Genomic DNA, 19596 nt, shown 5'->3' on the forward strand with positions numbered 1-19596 from the left:
TACCTCATCAAGATGAATGTTCTTCTTCATCAACCAGGTTTTTAGCTCGTTGTTTCATGAAAACCACCTCTTTCGGGCTGGAAAGGTTAACGTTCTGGGCACGCAGGAGCTTCAAGATATTGAACAGCAGATCGCTCTTGGTGGCGCCGACCATGCGTGGACTGGCAACATAACCGGTCACGCTGAGGATAATCCCGTCTGGGCCAAGCTGGCTGAAGCGAACGTAAGGGGCTGGCGTTTCCAGAATGGAATCGTGTTCATGGTAGGCACTCAGCAACACGTTGCGTACCTGCTCTGGGTCGATATCAGTGGGGAAAGTCAGCGCGACGGTAACCACCCCTTGGGCATTCCCCATAGTGGCGTTACGCACGTTCTGCGAGATTAGCTGAGAGTTAGGCACAATCATGGTCGAGCGATCGCTCAGTTGGATCTCGGTGGCGCGTACATTGATTCGCCGTACATCCCCTTCAACCCCGCCGATACCGATCATATCCCCAACTTTAACCGGTCGCTCCGTCAACAGGATCAGGCCAGAGATAAAGTTCTTCACGATTTCCTGCAGGCCAAAACCGATACCCACCGATAACGCACTCACGATCCAGGCCAGGTTATTCCACTGGATCCCCAACGTCGCCAGCGTGATCAAGATCAGCAGCACATAGCCGACGTTGCTGAACAAGGTAACAAGCGAGGCGCGGATACCGATATCACTGATGGTTTTTGGCAGCAGCTCATGGCTTAACCAACGTTGCGTGACCCGCAGCACATAGATACCGATCGCCAGGCAAACCACCGCATTGAGCAGGTTGCTTGGAACGATATTTAGCCGCTTCAGACCTTCACCGCTCAGGATGGCAACAATCTTTTGCAGCAAGGAGTTTGGCGTGGTGGTGCCAAAGGAGCCATTAATCAGGGCAACAATCATCAACAATATCAAAGAACATTTGCACAACGCCGTGAAGATGACGGTCAGTTGCTCAAGATGGCGATCTTTAAAGTGGAGCGATTTTTTCAGCGCCCGCCCGCTGGCAGTTTGAGGGGAAAAAATGACCGTACAGAAATCGGTAGCAAAGATCACCAGGAAATAAAACGCCATCAGTACCAGTGCCACCCAAATCAACTGATAGGTCAAGAAGCGAGCGAAAGCCACATAGCCGATCAACAGCGATAGCAGGATCACGGTTGCCGATACCACAATAACGATATGGATTATCCCGGCAATCACCGAGCGTTTTTCCAGATGCATCCCCTGCTGCTCTAGCTTATAGCGGATACGGCGTGCCCGAACCGGTATTGCGAACAAGATTAATGCCATCAGTGCGGTAGCCAAGCCATTACCTAGCACCGTGCTGCCAAGACTGGCACCAATCACGTTATTCACCAGTTCCACGGTGCCAAAAGCCATAGCCAATCCGGCCAATAACGGCGACAGGAAACGCATGCCGCTCGCAATGGCATCATCCATCTGCGCCAGACGCCATGATGGACGGCTCAGCGAAAGGTACGCCCTGCCTAATCCCGCGATCAGCGCGCAGAAAATCCCCAACTGCATAAATCCATCGGCAAAATCCTGGACCTGAGGCGTCAGCGGCTGAACACGATCAAACGCAGAAATAAGCAGATTTAGCGCCAGCGTGGTGGCAAACAACGTGATCAGCACCGTCATTAATGCCATAAAACTGCGGCGCAAGCGGCCATCGGGTAAATAGCGGATACACACCCAGGCAAAAAACTGCTCCACGAAATAGCGCCCTAAAGACCAGCAAGCCGCAGCCAGGATCAGTAACGCTATCGTCCCGTAGCGCCATTCCTCCTGCCAACTGGCATCCAGGGTTTGCTCCAGTTGCTGCTTAAAGTCATTAAGACGAGCTAAATCCTCAACCTGTGAAGATGACTCTGGCAACCAGAATTGCGAACTAAGAATACTGCCGGTATTCAACGCCAACTGGGATTTGAAGGCCACACGGCGCAGATCGGTAATTTGTTGACCCAAGTCGAGCGCCCCCGTTCTGATGGCTTGTGAGCGTTTTACGGCATCGTCCAACTGTTTTTTGGCATTATTGAGCGTATTGCGTTGTTGCACCACACTGGCAGTTTCGGTCATTACCCCAGGTTCGGGCTGCGGGCCAAGCACGTCTAACTGTGCCTGTAACTTCACCTGCATGGGTTGCAGATCGGTGGTCAGTTTTTCTGCGTCCGTGGCTAAGACCTGCGTGGCTTCAAACAGCTTGTTCAACTGGCCATCAGAGCTCGCCTTTGAGACCTGTTGTTTAATCGTATCCAGCTGTTTTTGATAACTTTTCAATGAAGCCGCTATTTCCTGCGGGCTGAGTTCAACCGCAGCAGCACCCTGCTGTGCTGCATTGGCTAACGGGGCCAGCGGTAAGCCGAACAACAAAAAGGTGAACAGGAAAATCTGTAATGACTTGATCATAAAGGTGAATGCTCAGCATGGGGTTGGCGATAAACGCAACAGGCGAAACGATGAATATCACTGCGCCTGATCAACAATAAGCGGTGAGTATAATAACAACCTATTCAGTGAAAAAGCGCATTAATCCTAGAAGGTTAGTAGAAATTTTAGCTAACGCCTCACTTACCCCTATTTACCCCCCCACGGCGCTCTGTCCATGACCGTTTACCGCTCAAAGAGAAGCCTCAACAGGGTTGTTTTGTGAACAAAACAACCATTAACTGATCGCATTTCGATAATTTATTATTGTTTTACGATAATTAAAGAGGTAAGGTCACTGCGACTTCCACTCAACGACTTGAGGTTTTTATGACATTGGATCGCCTGACCCGCTTCAGCCAACGTATGGCCACCATCACGTTGTGCTTGTTACTCGCCATGTTGCTGTTTAATGCTTCCTATTGGTTATTCCCAAGCCTCGCCGCCAACGATGGCTACGGATTTCATGTCTCCATCTCAAACGATTTAATCAGCGCCCTGGGTGCTGATTTGACGCACTTCCCATGGTGGCAAATTGCCGGTGGCATTATCTTGTCGAGCGTGCCGCTACTGGCACTTGCGCTTGGGTTGTATCATTTACGCAAGTTGTTCCAAACCTATGGTCAACGCGCCTACTTTTCTGGCATAGCGGCGCATCATTTGGGAAGAATGGGTCAATACGTCGCCATTTGGACGATTTTAGAGTTGTTGTGCCAGCCTGTTCTCAGTTATTGGATAACCATGCATGAGCCTGTTGGCCAACGAATGGTGACATTAGGTATCGATACAGGGAATATTGTTGCCCTGTTTCTTGCGGCCTGTATTACCGTCATTGCACAAATCCTGAAACAGGCCAGCAAGTTGCATTGTGAAAATCAACAGTTCGTGTGAGGTTAGCCCATTATGTCGATCATCGTCCGGCTAGACGTGTTGTTAGCCACACGCAAAGTCAAATCCAAAGACCTGGCCGCCGCAGCCGGCATCACCGAACAAAACCTTTCGCTGTTAAAGCAAGGCAAGGTGAAAGGAATACGTTTTGCTACGCTGGATGCTATCTGCCGCTATCTTGATTGCCAACCTGGAGACGTGCTGGAACATATTCAGGACCCAGATATCTACGCAGAAGATGAGTGATCGGCCGCTCATTGACTCTCTAAACGGGTGCAGCATGTAGCACCACCTGCATGGTGAGCCCGTTTAGATTTGAAGGGGTACCTTCCTGTTACGCCTTCCACTGCCAGGCCAGTAGCAGAAACCGTAAATCCCCTTTATAATCCATTCACCTATCAACCAAAAACTATGAAAAGGAGGTCCCCTATGCTGTCGTGTGAATGGTTCAAATTCTCACCTCACCTTGGTGATCGTCGCTGCTCAAGCATTACCGGTATCGTGCTCCGATAACCTAAGCTTGAGCGAAGTTTACTCACATCAAAGTTCTTCCCTCCGGCTTACCGGGTTATCGTCGGCAATTTTTTGACGATAGGCATTTGCATGCCTGTAACCTTGAGTAAGCACCATGACGACATTACTTTCTGCACAATCTGTTGGTATTGATACCGCTTTCGGCCCGCTGCTGGCTGAGGTTTCCTTTAGCCTGAAAAAGGGCGACCGCATTGGTTTAATCGGCCATAACGGCTGTGGCAAAAGCACCCTTCTTAAAATTCTCAGCGGCGATCTCCCTGCCAGCACGGGTACTGTCACCTCATCACACCAATGCCTGATGGCTCGGGTGGAACAACACCTGCCCGAAACCTTGTATCACTGCAGCTTGTTGGAAGCCGTGCTCACGGGCCTGGCTGATGACCAACACCAGCCTGAACGTTGGCAAGGTGAAGTGTTACTCGCCGAACTGGGATTCGACCGAGCGGCGTGGGATCTGACAGCGGGAACCCTGAGCGGTGGCCAGCATACCCGGTTGTTGTTAGCTCGGGCGCTGATCCGCCAGCCAGATTTGCTGCTGCTGGATGAACCCAGTAACCATTTGGATCTGCCGACGCTACTGTGGCTGGAGCAATTCCTCAATGGCTGGAACGGTAGCTTCGTGCTGGTTTCCCACGACGGCCGGTTACTGGACAGCGTAACCAACTGTACCTGGATCCTGCGTGACAAAACTCTGCAGTATTTCCGTTTACCCTGTTCGCAGGCGCGCCTCGCCCTCCAAGAGCAGGACTTGGCTGATGAACACCGCCATCAGGCTGAACAAAAGGAAATTGACCGCGTAGAGAAAAGTGCCAAACGCCTGGCAGTCTGGGGCCAGGTGTATGACAACGAAGATCTCTCACGTAAAGCCAAGCAGATGGAAAAACAGGTGGTTCGGTTAAAGGACCAACAAACCGCCTTGAGCACAGGCAACCAGTGGCGGCTCAGGCTCAGTGGTGAAGCGCTGCCTGCCGATCGACTGTTGGCGTTGGAGCATTTAGCCATTCGCCCTGCTCCTACCGCGCCGGTGCTGTTCAGTCTGGAACATCTTCAGGTAAAAAGTGGCGATCGCATCGCGTTAGTAGGCCGTAACGGTTGTGGTAAGTCTTCATTGCTGCACTTCCTTTGGCAGCAATACCAACAAGCAAGCTGCCAGGGGGTGGTTTTTCACCCTCGCGTGCGTATTGGTTATTACGACCAGAGCCTGCAACAGCTCAACGATGAGGACTCGTTAAGCGATGCTCTGAGCCACTTCGCGCCTCTGACCGAAGACCAACGGAAAATGGCGCTGATCGGTGCCGGTTTCCCTTACCTGCGCCACCAACAGAAAGTGTCTACGCTGAGCGGTGGCGAGCGTTCGCGGTTATTGTTTGTTGCGCTTAGCCTGGCCAACTACTCACTGTTGCTGCTCGACGAACCGACCAACCATCTGGATATGGAGGGTAAGGAAGAACTGGCCGCAACGTTGCAACAATTTGCAGGAGCCGTGCTGCTGGTCACCCACGATCGGACGCTGATGGAGCAAAGCTGTAATCGCTACTGGTTGATAGACGATCGTCAACTGACCGAATGGCACGACCTTTTACCCGTCTACACCATCTTGAGTGGTGGCGGCCATTCTGAGCTGGTGGCATCCCCTGAACGTGAGGTGCTCGTTGCACCTGCGATATCGAGCAATGAAGAACACCTGCTGGCAACGTTGGTTGCTTTGGAGCACAAACTTGAGGAGGATTTAACACGTAAACCCAAGCATCAAAAGCCGCAGTTGCAGCAGCAATGGCGGCGCGAGATCATGGAAATTAGTGGCAAACTTGGGTTGATTTAACCCAACTATGGGCGCAACCAGCATATGAACTGAATTGAGTTTGGTCATCTGTCTGGCTGCGCCCATCCGTTAGCCCTTTATCAACGCTCATGGAATGTTAACAAATCACGATGGGGCTAATCATCACCCATCTCTTGATGGCAAAGCCCAGATAAATCTTCGGAAGTCCACTTGCTGGCTTTTATTTAGGAAAAAACCCAGAAAACTCGCTGTTACCCAAGAATAAACTCACATCCATATATTGAGATTATTCTTGATTTTGTTGTTGGCGCGTTATTTATTGCATTAAGCACGATAGGAAATTATTTCTTATCGATGAATCCATGTAGGTTATTAATCAGTGTCAGTATTCCCCATAGTTAGCCACCACCTAAAATTAATACAATACATTGATTTTAAACAAAATTTATTTTTTTGTTTATTTTAACCCTGAGTGTAACCCTATCTGTAACCTAAGGATTTCTAATTAAAAAAACAGATCGATAAAATATCGCATATAACAGCGAAGTTTAATTCCAGTATTTAAATCTTTATGCTACGCTCTCTCCTTTAACTGTACTAACCTAATAATGAAAATGCACCCCCAACGCCTAGGAAGCCACACTTCATGGAGAAATGCACATTGACCAGCGTCAGAGAGTTTATATATAGAAAGCATGACGGAGATATTAAAACCTTCGCACAACTGCACAGAACCAGTGTTTACAAAGTTAATGAGTGGATCCGCCGAGATGCCCACATTATTAACGGAAAGATCTGTATCCCTACCAGGCACTCAGCCTGACCCTGTACTTTATTGTGGGGCAGAATATTCTTAGATAAAACCCTAATCCTGCCCCTATATCATTACCCGCAAAAACCCCACTCAACGGCAGCTTTTATCCCGCCGTGGCTTTTTGGGGCTCAACAGATAATCCACTACTGCGCTATCCACACAACCGTCAACACCCGTCAACGCCAGCGTATGGCCATCCCCTTCGCGGGTAATCAGCGGGCTTTTAAAACTCGAAGCCATTTCACGGGCGTTACGATATGGCGTAACCGGGTCATAGCGCTGGGTAATGAACAGCAACGGCGGAAGAGCGGTAGAAAGTACTGGAACATGCGGTTCCACATGGCCAGGGTATGGCCAGAAATCACAGGTCTCTAGTGGATACTCATGCAACGGTAAGTAGTTGGGAAATGAGGCTGCGGTATTGATTTGCTGGCGCTGCCGACGTAACAGCTGCTGGTCAGCATCAGGCTTAGCCATATCTGCACAGGTGATCACCGTTCGCGCATCATCAGCGTCCGGGGTATAGCTTTCGTCGATAAGATCGGTCACTGCATCATCGGCTTTGCCCGCATCAATTTTACGCAAGGCCGTGGCCAACTCGGGCCAACGTTCCCTCCTTGGCAACAGGTTACGCGTAAGGGTGATCACGTCATCGGCAGAGATCTCATAACCCGAGGGGGTAACGAAAGGAGTATCATGCAACTTGTGCAGCATCCTGTGGTACAACTGGATCGCCCGGTTAGGCTCGCTGGTTAATGGGCATGAGCCGTTTTTCTCGCAATCATCGGCAAAACGCAGGAAGCTTTGCTGAAAACCCCGCTCCTGATTGATGCGTTGGGTAAAGTCATCATCCTTCAGGTTCACCACGCCATCCAGCACCAACGCACGGGTTTTCTTAGGGAATCGCTCCGCGTACAATGCCGCGACCTTGGTACCGTAAGAATACGCCACGGCGGACAACGCGGGTTCACCCAACGCCCGGCGAATAGCGTCCAGATCGTTAACGGCTTCATGGGTGCCCATATGCTGCACCACGTCGGCCCCTGTCTGCTTGATGCAGGCCGCCACCATATCCCGTGCCTGTTGCTCTGCGCCTGGGATATCGTTTTCATCGGGTGACGGTGTTTCCTCGCTTGCTGTCAGTTGACAGGAAATCTTGGGTGTCGATTGCCCCACACCGCGGGGATCATAACCAATGATGTCGTAAGATTTTTGCAACCGCCAGGCTGGCCCCTGCTCGGCAATTTGTGGATTGATCCCTGGCGAGCCAGGTCCATCTGCGATAATCACCACGCTGCCTTTTTTTGGGCCTACCGCAGGTAACCGCGTGAGAGCCAGCCGAACGGTTTGTGCTGCATTCTGGCCACTCAGTGGCGCTTCAACATAGCCACATTGTAAACCGGCCGGAGGCGGCCCATCGCTGAACCAGTGCTGAAAGGCGGTACTGTTGCAGGGTTGCCATTGAATGGTACCTGGTGCAGTGCCGGATGATTTGACCAAAGGCTTGGCATAGGCCGGCAGTTGGACCGCAACGGCGAGCAAAAACAGAACACGAAACGCAGACATGACGAGTCCTTTCAGCAAACGGTTACTCGGTATTTTAACGCCGCTACATTAAACCGCCTACCAACGGATTATGGAAGGGCTATTAAGGTGTTTGGCAGGATCTGTATTCCAACCGGCAGAAAATATTCATTGAAAAGAACGCATGTGAAGGAGAGTAACACCGGAAACGCCGCGAGTAGCAGCGGCTCCGAGGTTTCGAGAAGGCCAAGCCATTTTTAGCGACAGTTACAGCCGTTCAGTTTGCCCCCCTTCACACCCTGGCAAGTGCCATCCGCAGAACAACCCCGTGATCTGTAATGTTTAGTTTTTAAACGACCTATCACAGTCATAGCTAACAAATAAGATTAAATTACAATTAAAATCAATTAGTTATAACAAACTCAGATTATAAAACGCACAACAAGTAGCGACAAATAACGACAATTCACGTCAATTAAATCAAGTGGTTACGAACAATAGTGACCTCATTTTCTACCAGTATCACCTCTCACAAGTGCCGCAGCATCTCGGCATACCCCTTTATGAAGGGTGTTCCCTACAGCCCTACGTTTCGATTCCAAAGCATTCACGATAGCCATTCTGTCGACAAGCTGGCCAGCATGGACCAGTTCAACAACCACCGCCCCAATTTCTGCGGCTATCATCCCGCATCTTTCCTCATCCAGATCCATAGACACCCCCGGTTATTTTTCACTCAGACTAGCATAGTGATATCTGGCTGGATAGTTTGCCGGGATTTCTCCCGGCAGTGCGATTACTCCTTGGGTTCTTCTGTAGGGATAGGTGCAGGCGTTTCACCTGGTGCCGGTTCTTCGCCACCTTCTGCCTCTGTTACCTCCGGCTCATACTCCGGCTCATCGCCGCCAGGCATCTCGACACGCAGATCAATCCAGCGGCCTGCTGGAATGTCGATCGGCTGACCTTCCTTGTATCCGGTCTTAACGTTCTGGGCGAACTTCGGCGCGGTAGAGTTCACGCGGTGGAAGGTCTTGATCAGCAGGTCACCGGTTTCATCAACTTCGTAATCAACCCAGACCAGAGGAAGCTTGTTGCGGTCTGTCGGGATTTCGATACCTCCATCCACCCCGCCCCACTCTGCATCAGCATTAAAACCGAGAGTGCCAGAAATACGATAGACGCCTTCGGAAACTCGCTCAGTTGTCACACCCTGGCTTTCGTCGTTGAGTTCGCACCGGCCATCACCGAACAGTTTGACGATCGGGGAGGCTTTCTTGATAAAGCCGTTGGCGTCTACAGTGGTGTTTGCTGTGTGCCAAATTTTGGCCCATACGGGAGACCAAGCACCAGCAGTTGCACGCACGCGTGTTGCTAGATCAAACCCAGTGCTACCCTGACTCCACGCCAACTGCCACCTCGCGTTGGTATCGTAACCACCTTGAACCCCAGCCCAAGACTGAGTTGCCCCTGGCGTTCCACTAACTCCGGCTGCCCAGCGGAAAAACTGATTTGTACGATCAGCGTCTGGATCTGTTGATGGAATGGGATATGAAGTTCCAAGCCCATAATCACCAACTCTCATGGCATTTGATAATGAGTTGTCATCCCACATTACTTTCCAGCCCTGGAATACCCCATTTCTGCAAACATTGCGATATACCTGGTCGAACGAACTAGGCGCGGTGATAAGCGCCGTGGCAAAAACAACGCCCTGAACGACGCCGCTTGATGCTGATGCCAGCGTCCAATCGAGCATGTATGCAGTATCAACGCGCGGCATTCCTTCACTTCCCGCCCATGCGACATACTTTCCGCTCATCAGCGATTTAACTGCGTTGAGTGTATCGACGAGAGGAACTGCAGGAGCAACACCTCCAATACCAAACTCTCCTTTTTTCACCGCATTAGCCAACGTGGCTGCAGCGTTGTTTTCGCTGGTCTTTGCAGCTGCTGCTGATGCAGCCGATTCGGCACGCATCGTATCTACTGTTCTTACTACTTCCGGGGTCAACTCGTCTGGCTTGGGTGGGCTAATGAGGAAATCGTTTAGCGTTCCATTAACTGAATCCGTCAATACTCTTATGTCGCCAACATGGCCCAGCGTAGATACAGTGACTTCATATTCACCAGGGAAAACTGTCATTGAATACTTACCAGCAGCATCCGTAACAGTTGATGAACGATTGGATGTTAATACCCGTGCAGTTGTTCCTTTTGCCTGCATCGTAATGATTACGTTAGGCTGGATATCGCCATACGGGCCACGTAGCACATCGCTAATTACTGTCATACTTTTCTCCGAAAAATAAAAAACCGCTCGCAGCGGGATATGGTTAGATAATTTGATACTGCGAATTACTGCTCTTTAGGCGTTTACAGACGCAAATCAATCCAGCGTCCTGCCGGGATATCCATTGGCTCTCCTGCCTTTTTAGTTAGTTAATTCCGCCCCTGGCATTTGGATTGAATCATCCGGGACATATTCGGCGAACTGACTATTTGGAACGTTTGGGCGAACCATTAAAAACTTACCTTCCGGTATATCAATACTATCGCCATTAGCGTAACCATCAATATTATTCTGCAAAGCTAAAATAGGGCAATCATTTGTCCTGTGGTAGGTCTTAAATATAATTGAACCATCCTTTTTAACTTCATAGTCAACCCACAATAACGCACTACCGTTTTCGTCCTTTGGAACTTCAAATTTCCAGCCGTTGTCGTTATAAAGCCCGAGACAACCGTCAACATGGTAAAGGCCGACACCAAGCCGTTTACAGGTAACGCCTTCCGCTTCCATGTTATTTTCACAAGTTCCATCACGATAAATACTCGTTACCGGCGAGGCTTTTTTGATGTACCCGCTGCCATCAACTACTGTGTTCAAGCTATGCCAGATGACTTTGTGCAGCGTCCAACCAGTAGCTGTGTGGCCGCATTGTACTGATAGGTGAGCTGCAGTCGCGCAAAGATTCAGCGTCGCATACACGTCATTTGAGCGCATCCAAAGGCTTGGCCCCCAAGCTGGTGTTTGCCAGCCGCCGCTGGAAATTGCTGAGTTATTGCGAAACACGATAAGCCCCCGCTCACCCATAGTTGCGGGGATCTGGTTTATATCCGCGACATTGATAGCTTGATATCCAGACCAGCTACCACCGATGCCCCAGGAGCCGTTGAGCATGACTTGATTATTGTTGGCTCCTATGGTAGCCGTTGCTGCCGTTCCCAAGCCAAGGTTGCTACGAGCCGTTGCTGCATCACTTGCCCCCGTACCACCTTGATTAACGCTAATGGCCGTAGTCAGGCCAGATAGTGATGTGATGTCACTATTGGCCCCCTTCGCTGCTTTATTAGTGAGTGCTGCATTTGTATTATTGAGCGCGGCGTTAAAGCTGTTCCATGCTGGTCCGCTGAATGTGCTTCCGTCCGGCAACTTAATCGTGACAGTCCCTGTGCCGGTGAATACTTGTTGCCAGTTGTCTTTGTCGTAGTTAAGCCCCCGCAATGCTCTTGAGGACTCAGCTGCAAGCTGGGCAGTGATTGCATTGAGCGTTTCACGCGGTACGGCTGACCACGCTGCGCCTGCCTGGGTAGGGCCATCATAGGCCCGGATTAACGTCACCTGCGTCGCGTTATCGACGGTTTTGACCGGCAACGTATACGTAACGCCACCGACCACGGCCACAACAAAATCGCCGGGCTTCAGCTCCGCTGTGAATGCCGTACCCGCACCCTTAACTACAGCGGAGTTATTGGTAAGAGTGATAGTTCCTGCTGGCATAACCTGCCCCTTATTTAAATACTAAAATAATCTGCGGCGTCCAGTACGGGAAGATTGATGGTTGTCAGCCGATACTGAATATTTATTTTGCTATGGTCGTAGCTATTGATATATTTCGTGCGCCAAGCCGTAACACCGCCGCCAGCCATTCGCATTCCTGCATGGCGATAATCAAGATAGTTATTCGATAAATTCATACCATCATGAATACCAAGGCGGCAGAGTGGCACCAGTGGCTTTGCTGTCGCCGTGACGGGGTATGCATAATTTCCCGGTATGCGCTGCGTATTTAACGAATTACCACGATAGAGCATAGGTGCATTATCAGATGAGAATGTACATTGCCCTGCGGCATTCCAGATTGCCAGACCATACTGGGGTGGAACCGGATAAGAACCATTGGAAAAGATGCATATCCACATCTGGCAATCTGCACTGCCGTCGCTGATAACATCATTCCCCACCTCCCTATAAACATTCACGGTCATGCTTTCACGATCAAAATCAACAGCGCGATCACCGCGATCCCAATATGCAAAAACAAGAGCGTTGGCGCGATCAGGAATGTCGGGAATTACCCAGGCACCGCGCACGGTAACTACCCCGCGCCAAACGCATTTTCCCGCGACTGCCAGATCGTTAATCTCGCTGTAATCTGTTGCATTGATAAGTTGGAGCCCAAAACGAGGGACGCCGCCAGCCCCTGAGACCTGAAAGGCATCAAACTCGATGGGCCGCCTGCCTTTATCCTGCGTGGAGTTAAAGCCATCAAACCAGGCATGCACAGTATTCCCGGATATTTGTACACCACTGCATGATATTACTCTGGGAACTGCACCGGTCTGAATGATTGCAACAGTTCTCCTGGGCACAATAAATAATGAGGCACCAGGCGAGAGGTCGGGGTATGACCATGTTTCTCCGTTTTGGTCAAATTCGGGATCAAAAAAGCCCCGGTAGGCGCAGGCTTTTGAACCATTACTTATATCTACACCCGCGCCGCCATCTTTGGGATAAACAACAAGTCCGTATCGGCTCAATATATCCTCCCGAGTTTTGTTCTTATCTGGCCTGCACCGTCGTAAACTGCCACGCCATCGTTATTGACAACAGTTCTTCCAAGACCAGGCACTGAACCATTTATTTCTACATACCCATCCCTGAACCCCAGCCTCATGCCAACGCTTCCCGGAGAGTAATTATCCGACTGGAGATAGTCCGTAATTTGAGCACCTCCTATTGAGGCGTTTTTTATTTTTGCCGAGGTAATAGAGCCATTCTGAATAAATGCATCACTGATGAATACTTGCCCATTGACCACAGCAAAAGGCGAATATTGGTTATCACCACTGCCGCTCATTAGTACAAACTGATTTGCATTAAAAGCGATGCGAGTAACCACCGGCTGGCCTGCTTGTGCCAGAACAGCGATCGACATACCGGCGCTGTAATACACGCCATTAATACGCACACCGGCTTTCAACGTATGCACAGCTGTTGCGCCAGTAGCATCAACAGTAGCTGTTAGCTTATCTTCTAGAGCTGCGGTAACGTCACCGATCTGCGCCTGCACTTGCGTGGACATTTCAGCAAACGCTTTATCAACCTCTGCTATCGTGGTTTTTACAACCAGAATATCGGCGCGCACTTCGCCGTATTGCGCCCACTGATGATCAACCGTTGCGTTGTTGGCTAGGGCGTTCTGCAAGATGGCATCGATGTTGGTATCGATCTGACCAGAAAGCCGATCACCATCGGCAGACGACATAAAACCATCGCCAATCACATGAAGATAGTCGTCAGCATCGCCGTTAGACTGCCCGCGCACCCAATCAATCCAATCACCCTGGTTGCCGGTGCGATCGACGAGCCGCGCACGATACCAGAACTCTTGCCCCGCCTGTAACCCGCTCTGCGTATAGCTACGTTGCGGGTAAGGCACATCTGAAAGCAACATGGCGTTATTGCCTGCGGCATTATCAGCATATTGAATTTCGGTTTTCAGTGTGTCCCCAGCTCCGGCAGGAAAATTCCATGAAAGCCCTATTCCCCACAATAAGGGCGTTGTTGCGAACCCCACTGGCTTAGGTGGCTTCCCTTCCTTGCCATTTAGCCGAGTTTCCTTTGATGTTCCCCAGATAGAGGAAACATCACTGGCATTTATGGCCCGGACCCGCACCAGATATCGCCCGGCAAAAATATTCTGCACTTCGAATCCCAGGGCCGATGTGCGCGCCATAGAAACCCAGTTGCTATCGTCTCGCCGCCATTCGGCTTCATACGCCACAGCATTATCAACAGCATCCCAGTTGGCCCGCATCGTAGTGATTGCAATCCCTTGGTTAATCTGCGTAAAACTGCTGACCTGTATATTGGTTGGAGGCGCTTGCACACCAGGCGGGATCACTGATATCGGCCGTTCATCCAGTCGGGCACCAGTATCGATCGCATCGTATTTGCCCGGACTATGCCAAACAGCAGAAATGGTAAACGTGCCGTCATCATTATCAGTAACGTTTGAAACCCGATACTGTTGGACTGCCAGATCACCAGCATCGACGGACCACACGGCCTCCGGTTCTGGATTTGGGTTATATGCAGTACTGACCGTGACGCTGGTCCCACTGACGACGGAAACAGTGCGTGCCTGGGAACTGCCGTTCGGCAAATTGATAATCAGCCGATCACCCGGCGATACATCGGCAACCCGATCCAATTTAATCACTCGGCCATTAACTGCCGATATGCGGCCGCCTAACACACGCCCAGCCAACATCTGATCTGCAACGCCAATGATGCGCCCAGGCAATGGAATGTAACCATCCAGCCCAGTTGAGAACGATATTGTGCGGTCGTTGCTATTCGTGAGCAGCGCCCAGCGCCCGCGCCGGTTTGCCTCCGTTTGCCGCGTGCAACCTATGGCGGAGATTTCCGTCTGATTGATGCCATAACGTTCAACCAGTTCATTTTCCATAACCGCTTCGACTTCATCTTGATAATGATTGTCAGGGTTTGACCAACTCACCATCGCGCTTGAATAGCGGTTTCGATAACTGCCGCCTTGGTAGTGAAATTTTCCATCAATGACGTTTGCACGAGTGTATGTAAAATCCATATCCCTCGGCATATCAGCCAACACGCAAACTTGGTTATTGGCCCAATACGTCATGCCACGAAAAATCGAAGCCAGATCGCGCAGTACGGTAAAAGCTTCATTCTGAGCCTGAATATAAACGTCACACACAAATCGTGGCTCTGTACCGGAGCCGCCACGCCCATCGGGTACAAGTTGATCACAGTATTGTGCTATACGGTACAGTTCTACCTCATCAACTTGTGTTGCATCTAAGCGATCACCAAGGCCAAACCGCTTATTCAGCAAAATATCGTAGAATACCCATGCAGGATTGTTGGAGTAGGCCCATTTAAAACTGCCGTCCCATGTGCCGTTGTATGTCCGGCTTTCCGGGTCGTATGTAGTCGGAACGCGAATAACCCGCCCTTTCGGCTTACAACTGATCTGCGGAATATTTGGGAACTGTTTCGCATCGAACGAAACAAATAACAGCGCCGTGTTGGGATAACGAAGCTTGGCATCGATCACTTCAGTAATCGCCATCACCCGCGTAAGATCCACAACATTGCTGGATGTTGAATCAGGGGTAATCCTGCGCAAGCGGATTTGCCAGCCTGTTGTTGCTGGCGGTAGATTCACACGGTGACTTCGCTCAAAAAGTGACGTAGTTTTGTCGTTTATCACACCGTTTAAAACGGTCTGATATGCGCCGCCATCAGTAGAGAGTTCGATCGCATAATCAACCCGCGTTCCCACACGATCCCCATTATCTTCTTGCCTTACCAACGTCTGCCAGCCAAGGCGAACTCTGACAGCAGATAACTGAGTATTATTTATCGCTCTCACCCACGGCTGTGTGGCTTTCAAGTCGACACCCACACTGATCTCGTTTTCTGCACCGGGCATTCCCTGAATATAATTCTGCATCTGGGTGCCTGGCCTGAAATCCCACTCAAAGCCGGGATAGTTCAGGGTTCCATCTGGCGAATAAACCGGTGTGCCATCGAGAAAAATATTTTGCCCATCCAACCCGCCAGCAAATTCCCCCTCACCCAGCGCCAGTAAAATCTTCGCCCTCGCTATCGACTGGATGCTGTCCGGGGATTCTGTCGGGGTATGGCTACTGCCACCGCCACCTTTGCGACCTTGGATCACGTCTGTCATGGTTTCGCCCATAAAAAAAGCTCGCCTGAGCGAGCCTGATTGAACACTGATATTTTTACTGCTGATCTTCTGCGTAGATCCCCGCCGATATCACAGCACCGCCGATTTCTCGACTGCCGTATAGAACACCAACTGGATTGCCTTGGGTCGTCGAGTTAACCGGGCCACCAAACGCGTATGAAGGTTTGTTCTCAGCGTTCTGACCGACCGACAAGCCGCCTGGCTGGGGGGATAACATTTGCACCACTCCCCCTAACAACATCGATGCACCAGCCATACGAAGATACGGAGATATCGGAGCCAAATAAGGGATAAACGACGCGGCGATCAGGGCAGCACCAAGAATGGTTTGGAAAATACCACCGCGCTTACTCCCAATAATGACCGGGATAATCCGTATATCGTCATTACCCTTGGTCATGTCGATTTCTTCTTCGCTGACGTTTTTGCCTCCAACGAAAACGGCAAAGGTCAGCCCCCTCATTTGCGCCTCATTCATGAAACGCTCAAAGCCAGGGAATTGCCCTTTCAATGCCCTGATCGCATGAGGTATATCCCGAGCACGGTACTTAAATTCTTTGACAAATTTCTTACCCAGAATACCGCCAAGCTTTATTGTTCTGATCGGTGTTTCGCTCATTTGAAAAAGTCCTTATAGCGCAGGATTTTTATCATTCTTTCCTGAAAATAACCGCCGTATGGGATCCGCTGGCTCAGTTGCCCATAAGGATGGTGCAGCAGCATGTTTCCTTCCAACAGGATCCCCGCGTGATTAGGTACCGAAGCCGAGATCTGCATAATGACCATATCCCCGGGCTGTGGCGACCCGTAGAACTCCCGGAATCCGCATTCAAACCAGTTGTCCATATACAGGTTTTCACCTTCATCCCACCAGTGACGCTCCACACTGTAATTGGGCAGGGTAATCCCGTGTTGCTGCCGGTAATAATCCATAATCAATGACCAGCAATCAGCATGCCCAAGTACGAACTGGCGACCTTCCAACGGGCGCTCACTGCGTGGGTTAATCGTCCTGATATCACCCTCAGGCCACGAAGCGATCACCCACGGCAATTCCGTAACGTCACACTGCAGCATGTCCAGTTCGCTCGGCTGCGTCGTGGCCCCATCGCCAGTATGGCTATGTACGATAGCGGCTACGGTTCCCCACTCTTCGGCTTCCGCATAGTCCAACGGGGACAACTCGAAATGTTCTGTGGGGTTTGAGGAAAGGTTAGCGCAAGGAAAATAACGCTCTACACGCCCCTTTTGTGCGATGACGCCGCAGCATTCAGCCGGGTGGCAACTCTCAGCATGAGCCAAGATTGCATCGATAGTTTTTTGGCGCATAGTTACCTCCGAACCAAGGCAGAGCCAGGGAAGCCACCGAAATCAAGTTCGTTATTTTCGCCAAAGCGTTTTTTGCAATCCGTCAGCAGCCCCCCACACTCATCTTGCGAAGGATCTGCAGTAGGATTCCCTTTCTTATCAAACCAGCCGTTTTGCCCCGCATAGGCGCATCCGTCACCGGTTTTATACAGCCCACGCATACACCAAGTGCAAAGCGCCGTAATTTGCCGCGTTGGGATCCGCCGCCCTTGCAATGACATTGGATCGGACAACGTAAACTCAATAACCTCGTTGTCTTCCGCGCTTTTGCTGTCGATGTAGAAAACCTGCTTAAATTCTTGGGCTGGGTCTGCTTTTGGGTTTCCACCGGCAAAGTTTTTGGCATCGAGGTAATGTGCGAAAGTATCGTGGATGGTTACCTTGGCCTGGAGCATATCGTCAAACCGCAAACACAGCGCGGTGATCAGGCTGTCGATATTTGATACCGCCAATTTCGGTGTTGCACTGGCCCCGTCGCTGGATGATTCTAACCCCTTTAACTCATACGGAAATGCACCGTATTCTTTACCCTGCCACCATATGCTTTTAGGCTTTAACTTGGTTTCATCACCACCAGACGCGGCGATCTCCGTTGGCGTATGGGGGATAGTTTCATTGTGAAAGCGCAGAACATCGGCACCAAATTTTGTACCGTCCACTTCGATTAACCGGATCCGGTTACCGGGTTCCAGTTTTTGCACGTCATTTGTGATTGCCACATGGTCTCCTTATGGTGCGAACGCTTGTTCAAATGTCGCAGATACCGTCATAACAGAGCCGCCAACCGGCGTTGCCTTGATGGAGTCAGCAACCACGCGATATAGCCCCTTTACCCCGCAGGGTGGTGTCCAAAAGAATGATTTGGTGGTGTGGGAGCGGACGAACGCCAGCAGCGGGATCATTTCCGCTTTCTGGCCGGTGAATGACAACGGCCAGGTCTGGGTTTCAATGTTGAGGCCATTACCGGCTACCTGCTTATAGCCATCACCGAACTGTGCCGTTCTCACCCGCTGGGCATAGCTGCCCTCTGGCTGCCCCTGAATGCGCCAGGTGAATGTGTCGATTGCCATGTTTTCTCCGTGCATAAAATCCGGTGCAATGCCCACGGAAATGTCGGGCATTAAAAACCCGCAGTTAAACGGGTTAGCTGACGTCCACAAATTAAAAAGCCACCCGAAATAGGTGGCTGAATAAAATCAATCCGGTTATCTATTTACAGTCAATGACAGCCCTTTCAATTTTATTGCTGGTCATAGATGGCATACGCTCAAATAAGACGTAATTAGTTTTTCCTGCATTCTCTCTTACATCAAGAACAGCATCAGCACCTGCACCACTGCTGCTCAGTATTTGGATGGAAAAACCATCAGCTAATGGAACTGATGTTGCATTATAATAAGTCTGGTTCCATTTCTCAGCAACGCACGCAGACATGACCTGTGCCGTTTTTTGTGACTGCCCAGTTGATACAGGTTCCCCTTCCCGTAATTCTTGTACAGTAGCACAACCTGCCAACGCAACCATTATCACGAAAAACCCCAGTGCTTTCATTTGATTATTCCTTTTAAAAAAAGTAGCAATATCCAATTATCACGCTTCATTGTTTTTTAATGATCCGGAGCATTCCCTCAAGTTCTGCTTCAAAGTTTTTCCTGAGGTTTTCCGGGAGACTATCTCTAAGTTGGCGAATCACTGGCTCGTGTGTCACCATTACCGAAAGAGCTGAGTTTTTCGGCATTTCATTATGTAGTTGGTTCGCAAAAGCTTTAATGCCATCATAATTAAGAACAACATCACCGTCCTGGTCTTCAGTAACAAAATCACTGGCAACAAGCACTTTCGCACTTCCAACAACCCTCCCTGCGCTAAGAGCACTAACGTCACTCCCACAATGTTTACATTTGATTGCTTCAGCTCTAATTAACTCAGCACAAAGTGGACACCGTACCATCCCTTGGTTTAGTTGTATATTTTCAATATCCTGCTTGCTGCCACTAAGGCAAAGAGAGTGGATTAAAGCGACAATGAACAGCAAGAAACCATACAACCACCACGCCCCGAATGACCTACCCTTGCTTTGTGCAATAAAAGCAGGTATTAGACCAAGAAAGGCCGCAATTATCAGAATCTCCACACCGACTTCTCCGTAAATTACAAGTGGCAACATCCTATCACCACTTACAGTCATCAG

The 19596-nt window shown here is 50.2% G+C and carries 15 protein-coding genes; 3 read left to right on the plus strand and 12 right to left on the minus strand.

The features are described 5' to 3' along the window. Positions 1-7: 7 nt before the first annotated feature. Positions 8-2434: a DUF3772 domain-containing protein gene (locus N6G83_RS14415; protein WP_260523937.1), complete on the minus strand. Its 2427-nt coding sequence runs from the start codon at positions 2432-2434 to the stop codon at positions 8-10. A 348-nt stretch (positions 2435-2782) separates the two neighbouring features. On the opposite strand from N6G83_RS14415, the gene N6G83_RS14420 reads away from it, so the two are divergent. From N6G83_RS14420 to N6G83_RS14430, 3 genes are all read left to right on the plus strand, one after another. Then, entirely contained in the window at positions 2783-3343 is a 561-nt protein-coding gene (locus N6G83_RS14420; protein ID WP_024530133.1) for a DUF2975 domain-containing protein, read from the plus strand. Between the two features lie 12 nt (positions 3344-3355). Then, positions 3356-3586, plus strand: coding sequence for a helix-turn-helix domain-containing protein (locus tag N6G83_RS14425; protein ID WP_024530134.1), 231 nt, complete (start codon positions 3356-3358; stop codon positions 3584-3586). Positions 3587-3968: 382 nt separating this feature from the next. Beyond that, a complete protein-coding gene (locus N6G83_RS14430) occupies positions 3969-5696 on the plus strand; it encodes an ABC-F family ATP-binding cassette domain-containing protein (protein WP_024530135.1) in 1728 nt (575 codons plus the stop codon). An 865-nt stretch (positions 5697-6561) separates the two neighbouring features. Here the strand turns inward: N6G83_RS14430 and N6G83_RS14435 are convergent. From N6G83_RS14435 to N6G83_RS14490, 11 genes are all read right to left on the minus strand, one after another. After that, positions 6562-8037, minus strand: coding sequence for an alpha/beta hydrolase (locus N6G83_RS14435; RefSeq protein ID WP_211136749.1), 1476 nt, complete (start codon positions 8035-8037; stop codon positions 6562-6564). A gap of 754 nt (positions 8038-8791) precedes the next feature. Beyond that, positions 8792-10285: a prophage tail fiber N-terminal domain-containing protein gene (locus tag N6G83_RS14445; RefSeq protein ID WP_260523938.1), complete on the minus strand. Its 1494-nt coding sequence runs from the start codon at positions 10283-10285 to the stop codon at positions 8792-8794. Positions 10286-10426: 141 nt separating this feature from the next. Then, entirely contained in the window at positions 10427-11776 is a 1350-nt protein-coding gene (locus N6G83_RS14450; RefSeq protein WP_260523939.1) for a phage tail protein, read from the minus strand. A 14-nt stretch (positions 11777-11790) separates the two neighbouring features. Beyond that, complete coding sequence (locus N6G83_RS14455) at positions 11791-12816, minus strand: DUF6453 family protein (RefSeq protein ID WP_260523940.1); 1026 nt, start codon at positions 12814-12816, stop codon at positions 11791-11793. Continuing rightward, the gene (locus tag N6G83_RS14460) at positions 12813-16028 is read right to left on the minus strand and encodes a host specificity protein J (RefSeq protein ID WP_312847370.1); all 3216 of its coding nucleotides are present in this window, start codon (positions 16026-16028) and stop codon (positions 12813-12815) included. Before N6G83_RS14460 ends, N6G83_RS14455 begins: the two co-directional genes overlap by 4 nt. A 43-nt stretch (positions 16029-16071) precedes the next feature. After that, positions 16072-16656 (minus strand): tail assembly protein, encoded by a 585-nt coding sequence (locus tag N6G83_RS14465; RefSeq protein ID WP_260523941.1) that lies wholly within the window; start codon positions 16654-16656, stop codon positions 16072-16074. Further along, a complete protein-coding gene (locus N6G83_RS14470; protein ID WP_260523942.1) occupies positions 16653-17366 on the minus strand; it encodes a C40 family peptidase in 714 nt (237 codons plus the stop codon). The genes N6G83_RS14465 and N6G83_RS14470 overlap by 4 nt, the downstream gene beginning before the upstream one ends. Before the next feature lie 2 nt (positions 17367-17368). Next, positions 17369-18124 (minus strand): phage minor tail protein L, encoded by a 756-nt coding sequence (locus N6G83_RS14475; protein WP_260523943.1) that lies wholly within the window; start codon positions 18122-18124, stop codon positions 17369-17371. A 9-nt stretch (positions 18125-18133) separates the two neighbouring features. Beyond that, on the minus strand, positions 18134-18475 hold the full coding sequence (locus tag N6G83_RS14480) for a phage tail protein (protein WP_260523944.1): 342 nt from the start codon (positions 18473-18475) through the stop codon (positions 18134-18136). Between the two features lie 139 nt (positions 18476-18614). Continuing rightward, positions 18615-18956: a hypothetical protein gene (locus tag N6G83_RS14485; protein WP_260523945.1), complete on the minus strand. Its 342-nt coding sequence runs from the start codon at positions 18954-18956 to the stop codon at positions 18615-18617. A gap of 46 nt (positions 18957-19002) precedes the next feature. Further along, positions 19003-19572: a zinc ribbon domain-containing protein gene (locus tag N6G83_RS14490; protein WP_260523946.1), complete on the minus strand. Its 570-nt coding sequence runs from the start codon at positions 19570-19572 to the stop codon at positions 19003-19005. Positions 19573-19596 lie beyond the last annotated feature (24 nt).

It is taken from the genome of Serratia sp. PL7 (assembly GCF_945957435.1).

Excerpts from the sequence above, each read along its gene's own strand:
- N6G83_RS14420 (WP_024530133.1), top strand. The coding sequence starts at position 2,783 with ATGACATTGGATCGCCTGACCCGCTTCAGCCAACGTATGGCCACCATC.
- N6G83_RS14415 (WP_260523937.1), bottom strand. The coding sequence starts at position 2,434 with ATGATCAAGTCATTACAGATTTTCCTGTTCACCTTTTTGTTGTTCGGC.
- N6G83_RS14425 (WP_024530134.1), top strand. The coding sequence starts at position 3,356 with ATGTCGATCATCGTCCGGCTAGACGTGTTGTTAGCCACACGCAAAGTC.
- N6G83_RS14435 (WP_211136749.1), bottom strand. The coding sequence starts at position 8,037 with ATGTCTGCGTTTCGTGTTCTGTTTTTGCTCGCCGTTGCGGTCCAACTG.
- N6G83_RS14450 (WP_260523939.1), bottom strand. The coding sequence starts at position 11,776 with ATGCCAGCAGGAACTATCACTCTTACCAATAACTCCGCTGTAGTTAAG.
- N6G83_RS14465 (WP_260523941.1), bottom strand. The coding sequence starts at position 16,656 with ATGAGCGAAACACCGATCAGAACAATAAAGCTTGGCGGTATTCTGGGT.
- N6G83_RS14485 (WP_260523945.1), bottom strand. The coding sequence starts at position 18,956 with ATGAAAGCACTGGGGTTTTTCGTGATAATGGTTGCGTTGGCAGGTTGT.
- N6G83_RS14470 (WP_260523942.1), bottom strand. The coding sequence starts at position 17,366 with ATGCGCCAAAAAACTATCGATGCAATCTTGGCTCATGCTGAGAGTTGC.
- N6G83_RS14480 (WP_260523944.1), bottom strand. The coding sequence starts at position 18,475 with ATGGCAATCGACACATTCACCTGGCGCATTCAGGGGCAGCCAGAGGGC.
- N6G83_RS14445 (WP_260523938.1), bottom strand. The coding sequence starts at position 10,285 with ATGACAGTAATTAGCGATGTGCTACGTGGCCCGTATGGCGATATCCAG.
- N6G83_RS14460 (WP_312847370.1), bottom strand. The coding sequence starts at position 16,028 with ATGGGCGAAACCATGACAGACGTGATCCAAGGTCGCAAAGGTGGCGGT.
- N6G83_RS14490 (WP_260523946.1), bottom strand. The coding sequence starts at position 19,572 with ATGTTGCCACTTGTAATTTACGGAGAAGTCGGTGTGGAGATTCTGATA.
- N6G83_RS14430 (WP_024530135.1), top strand. The coding sequence starts at position 3,969 with ATGACGACATTACTTTCTGCACAATCTGTTGGTATTGATACCGCTTTC.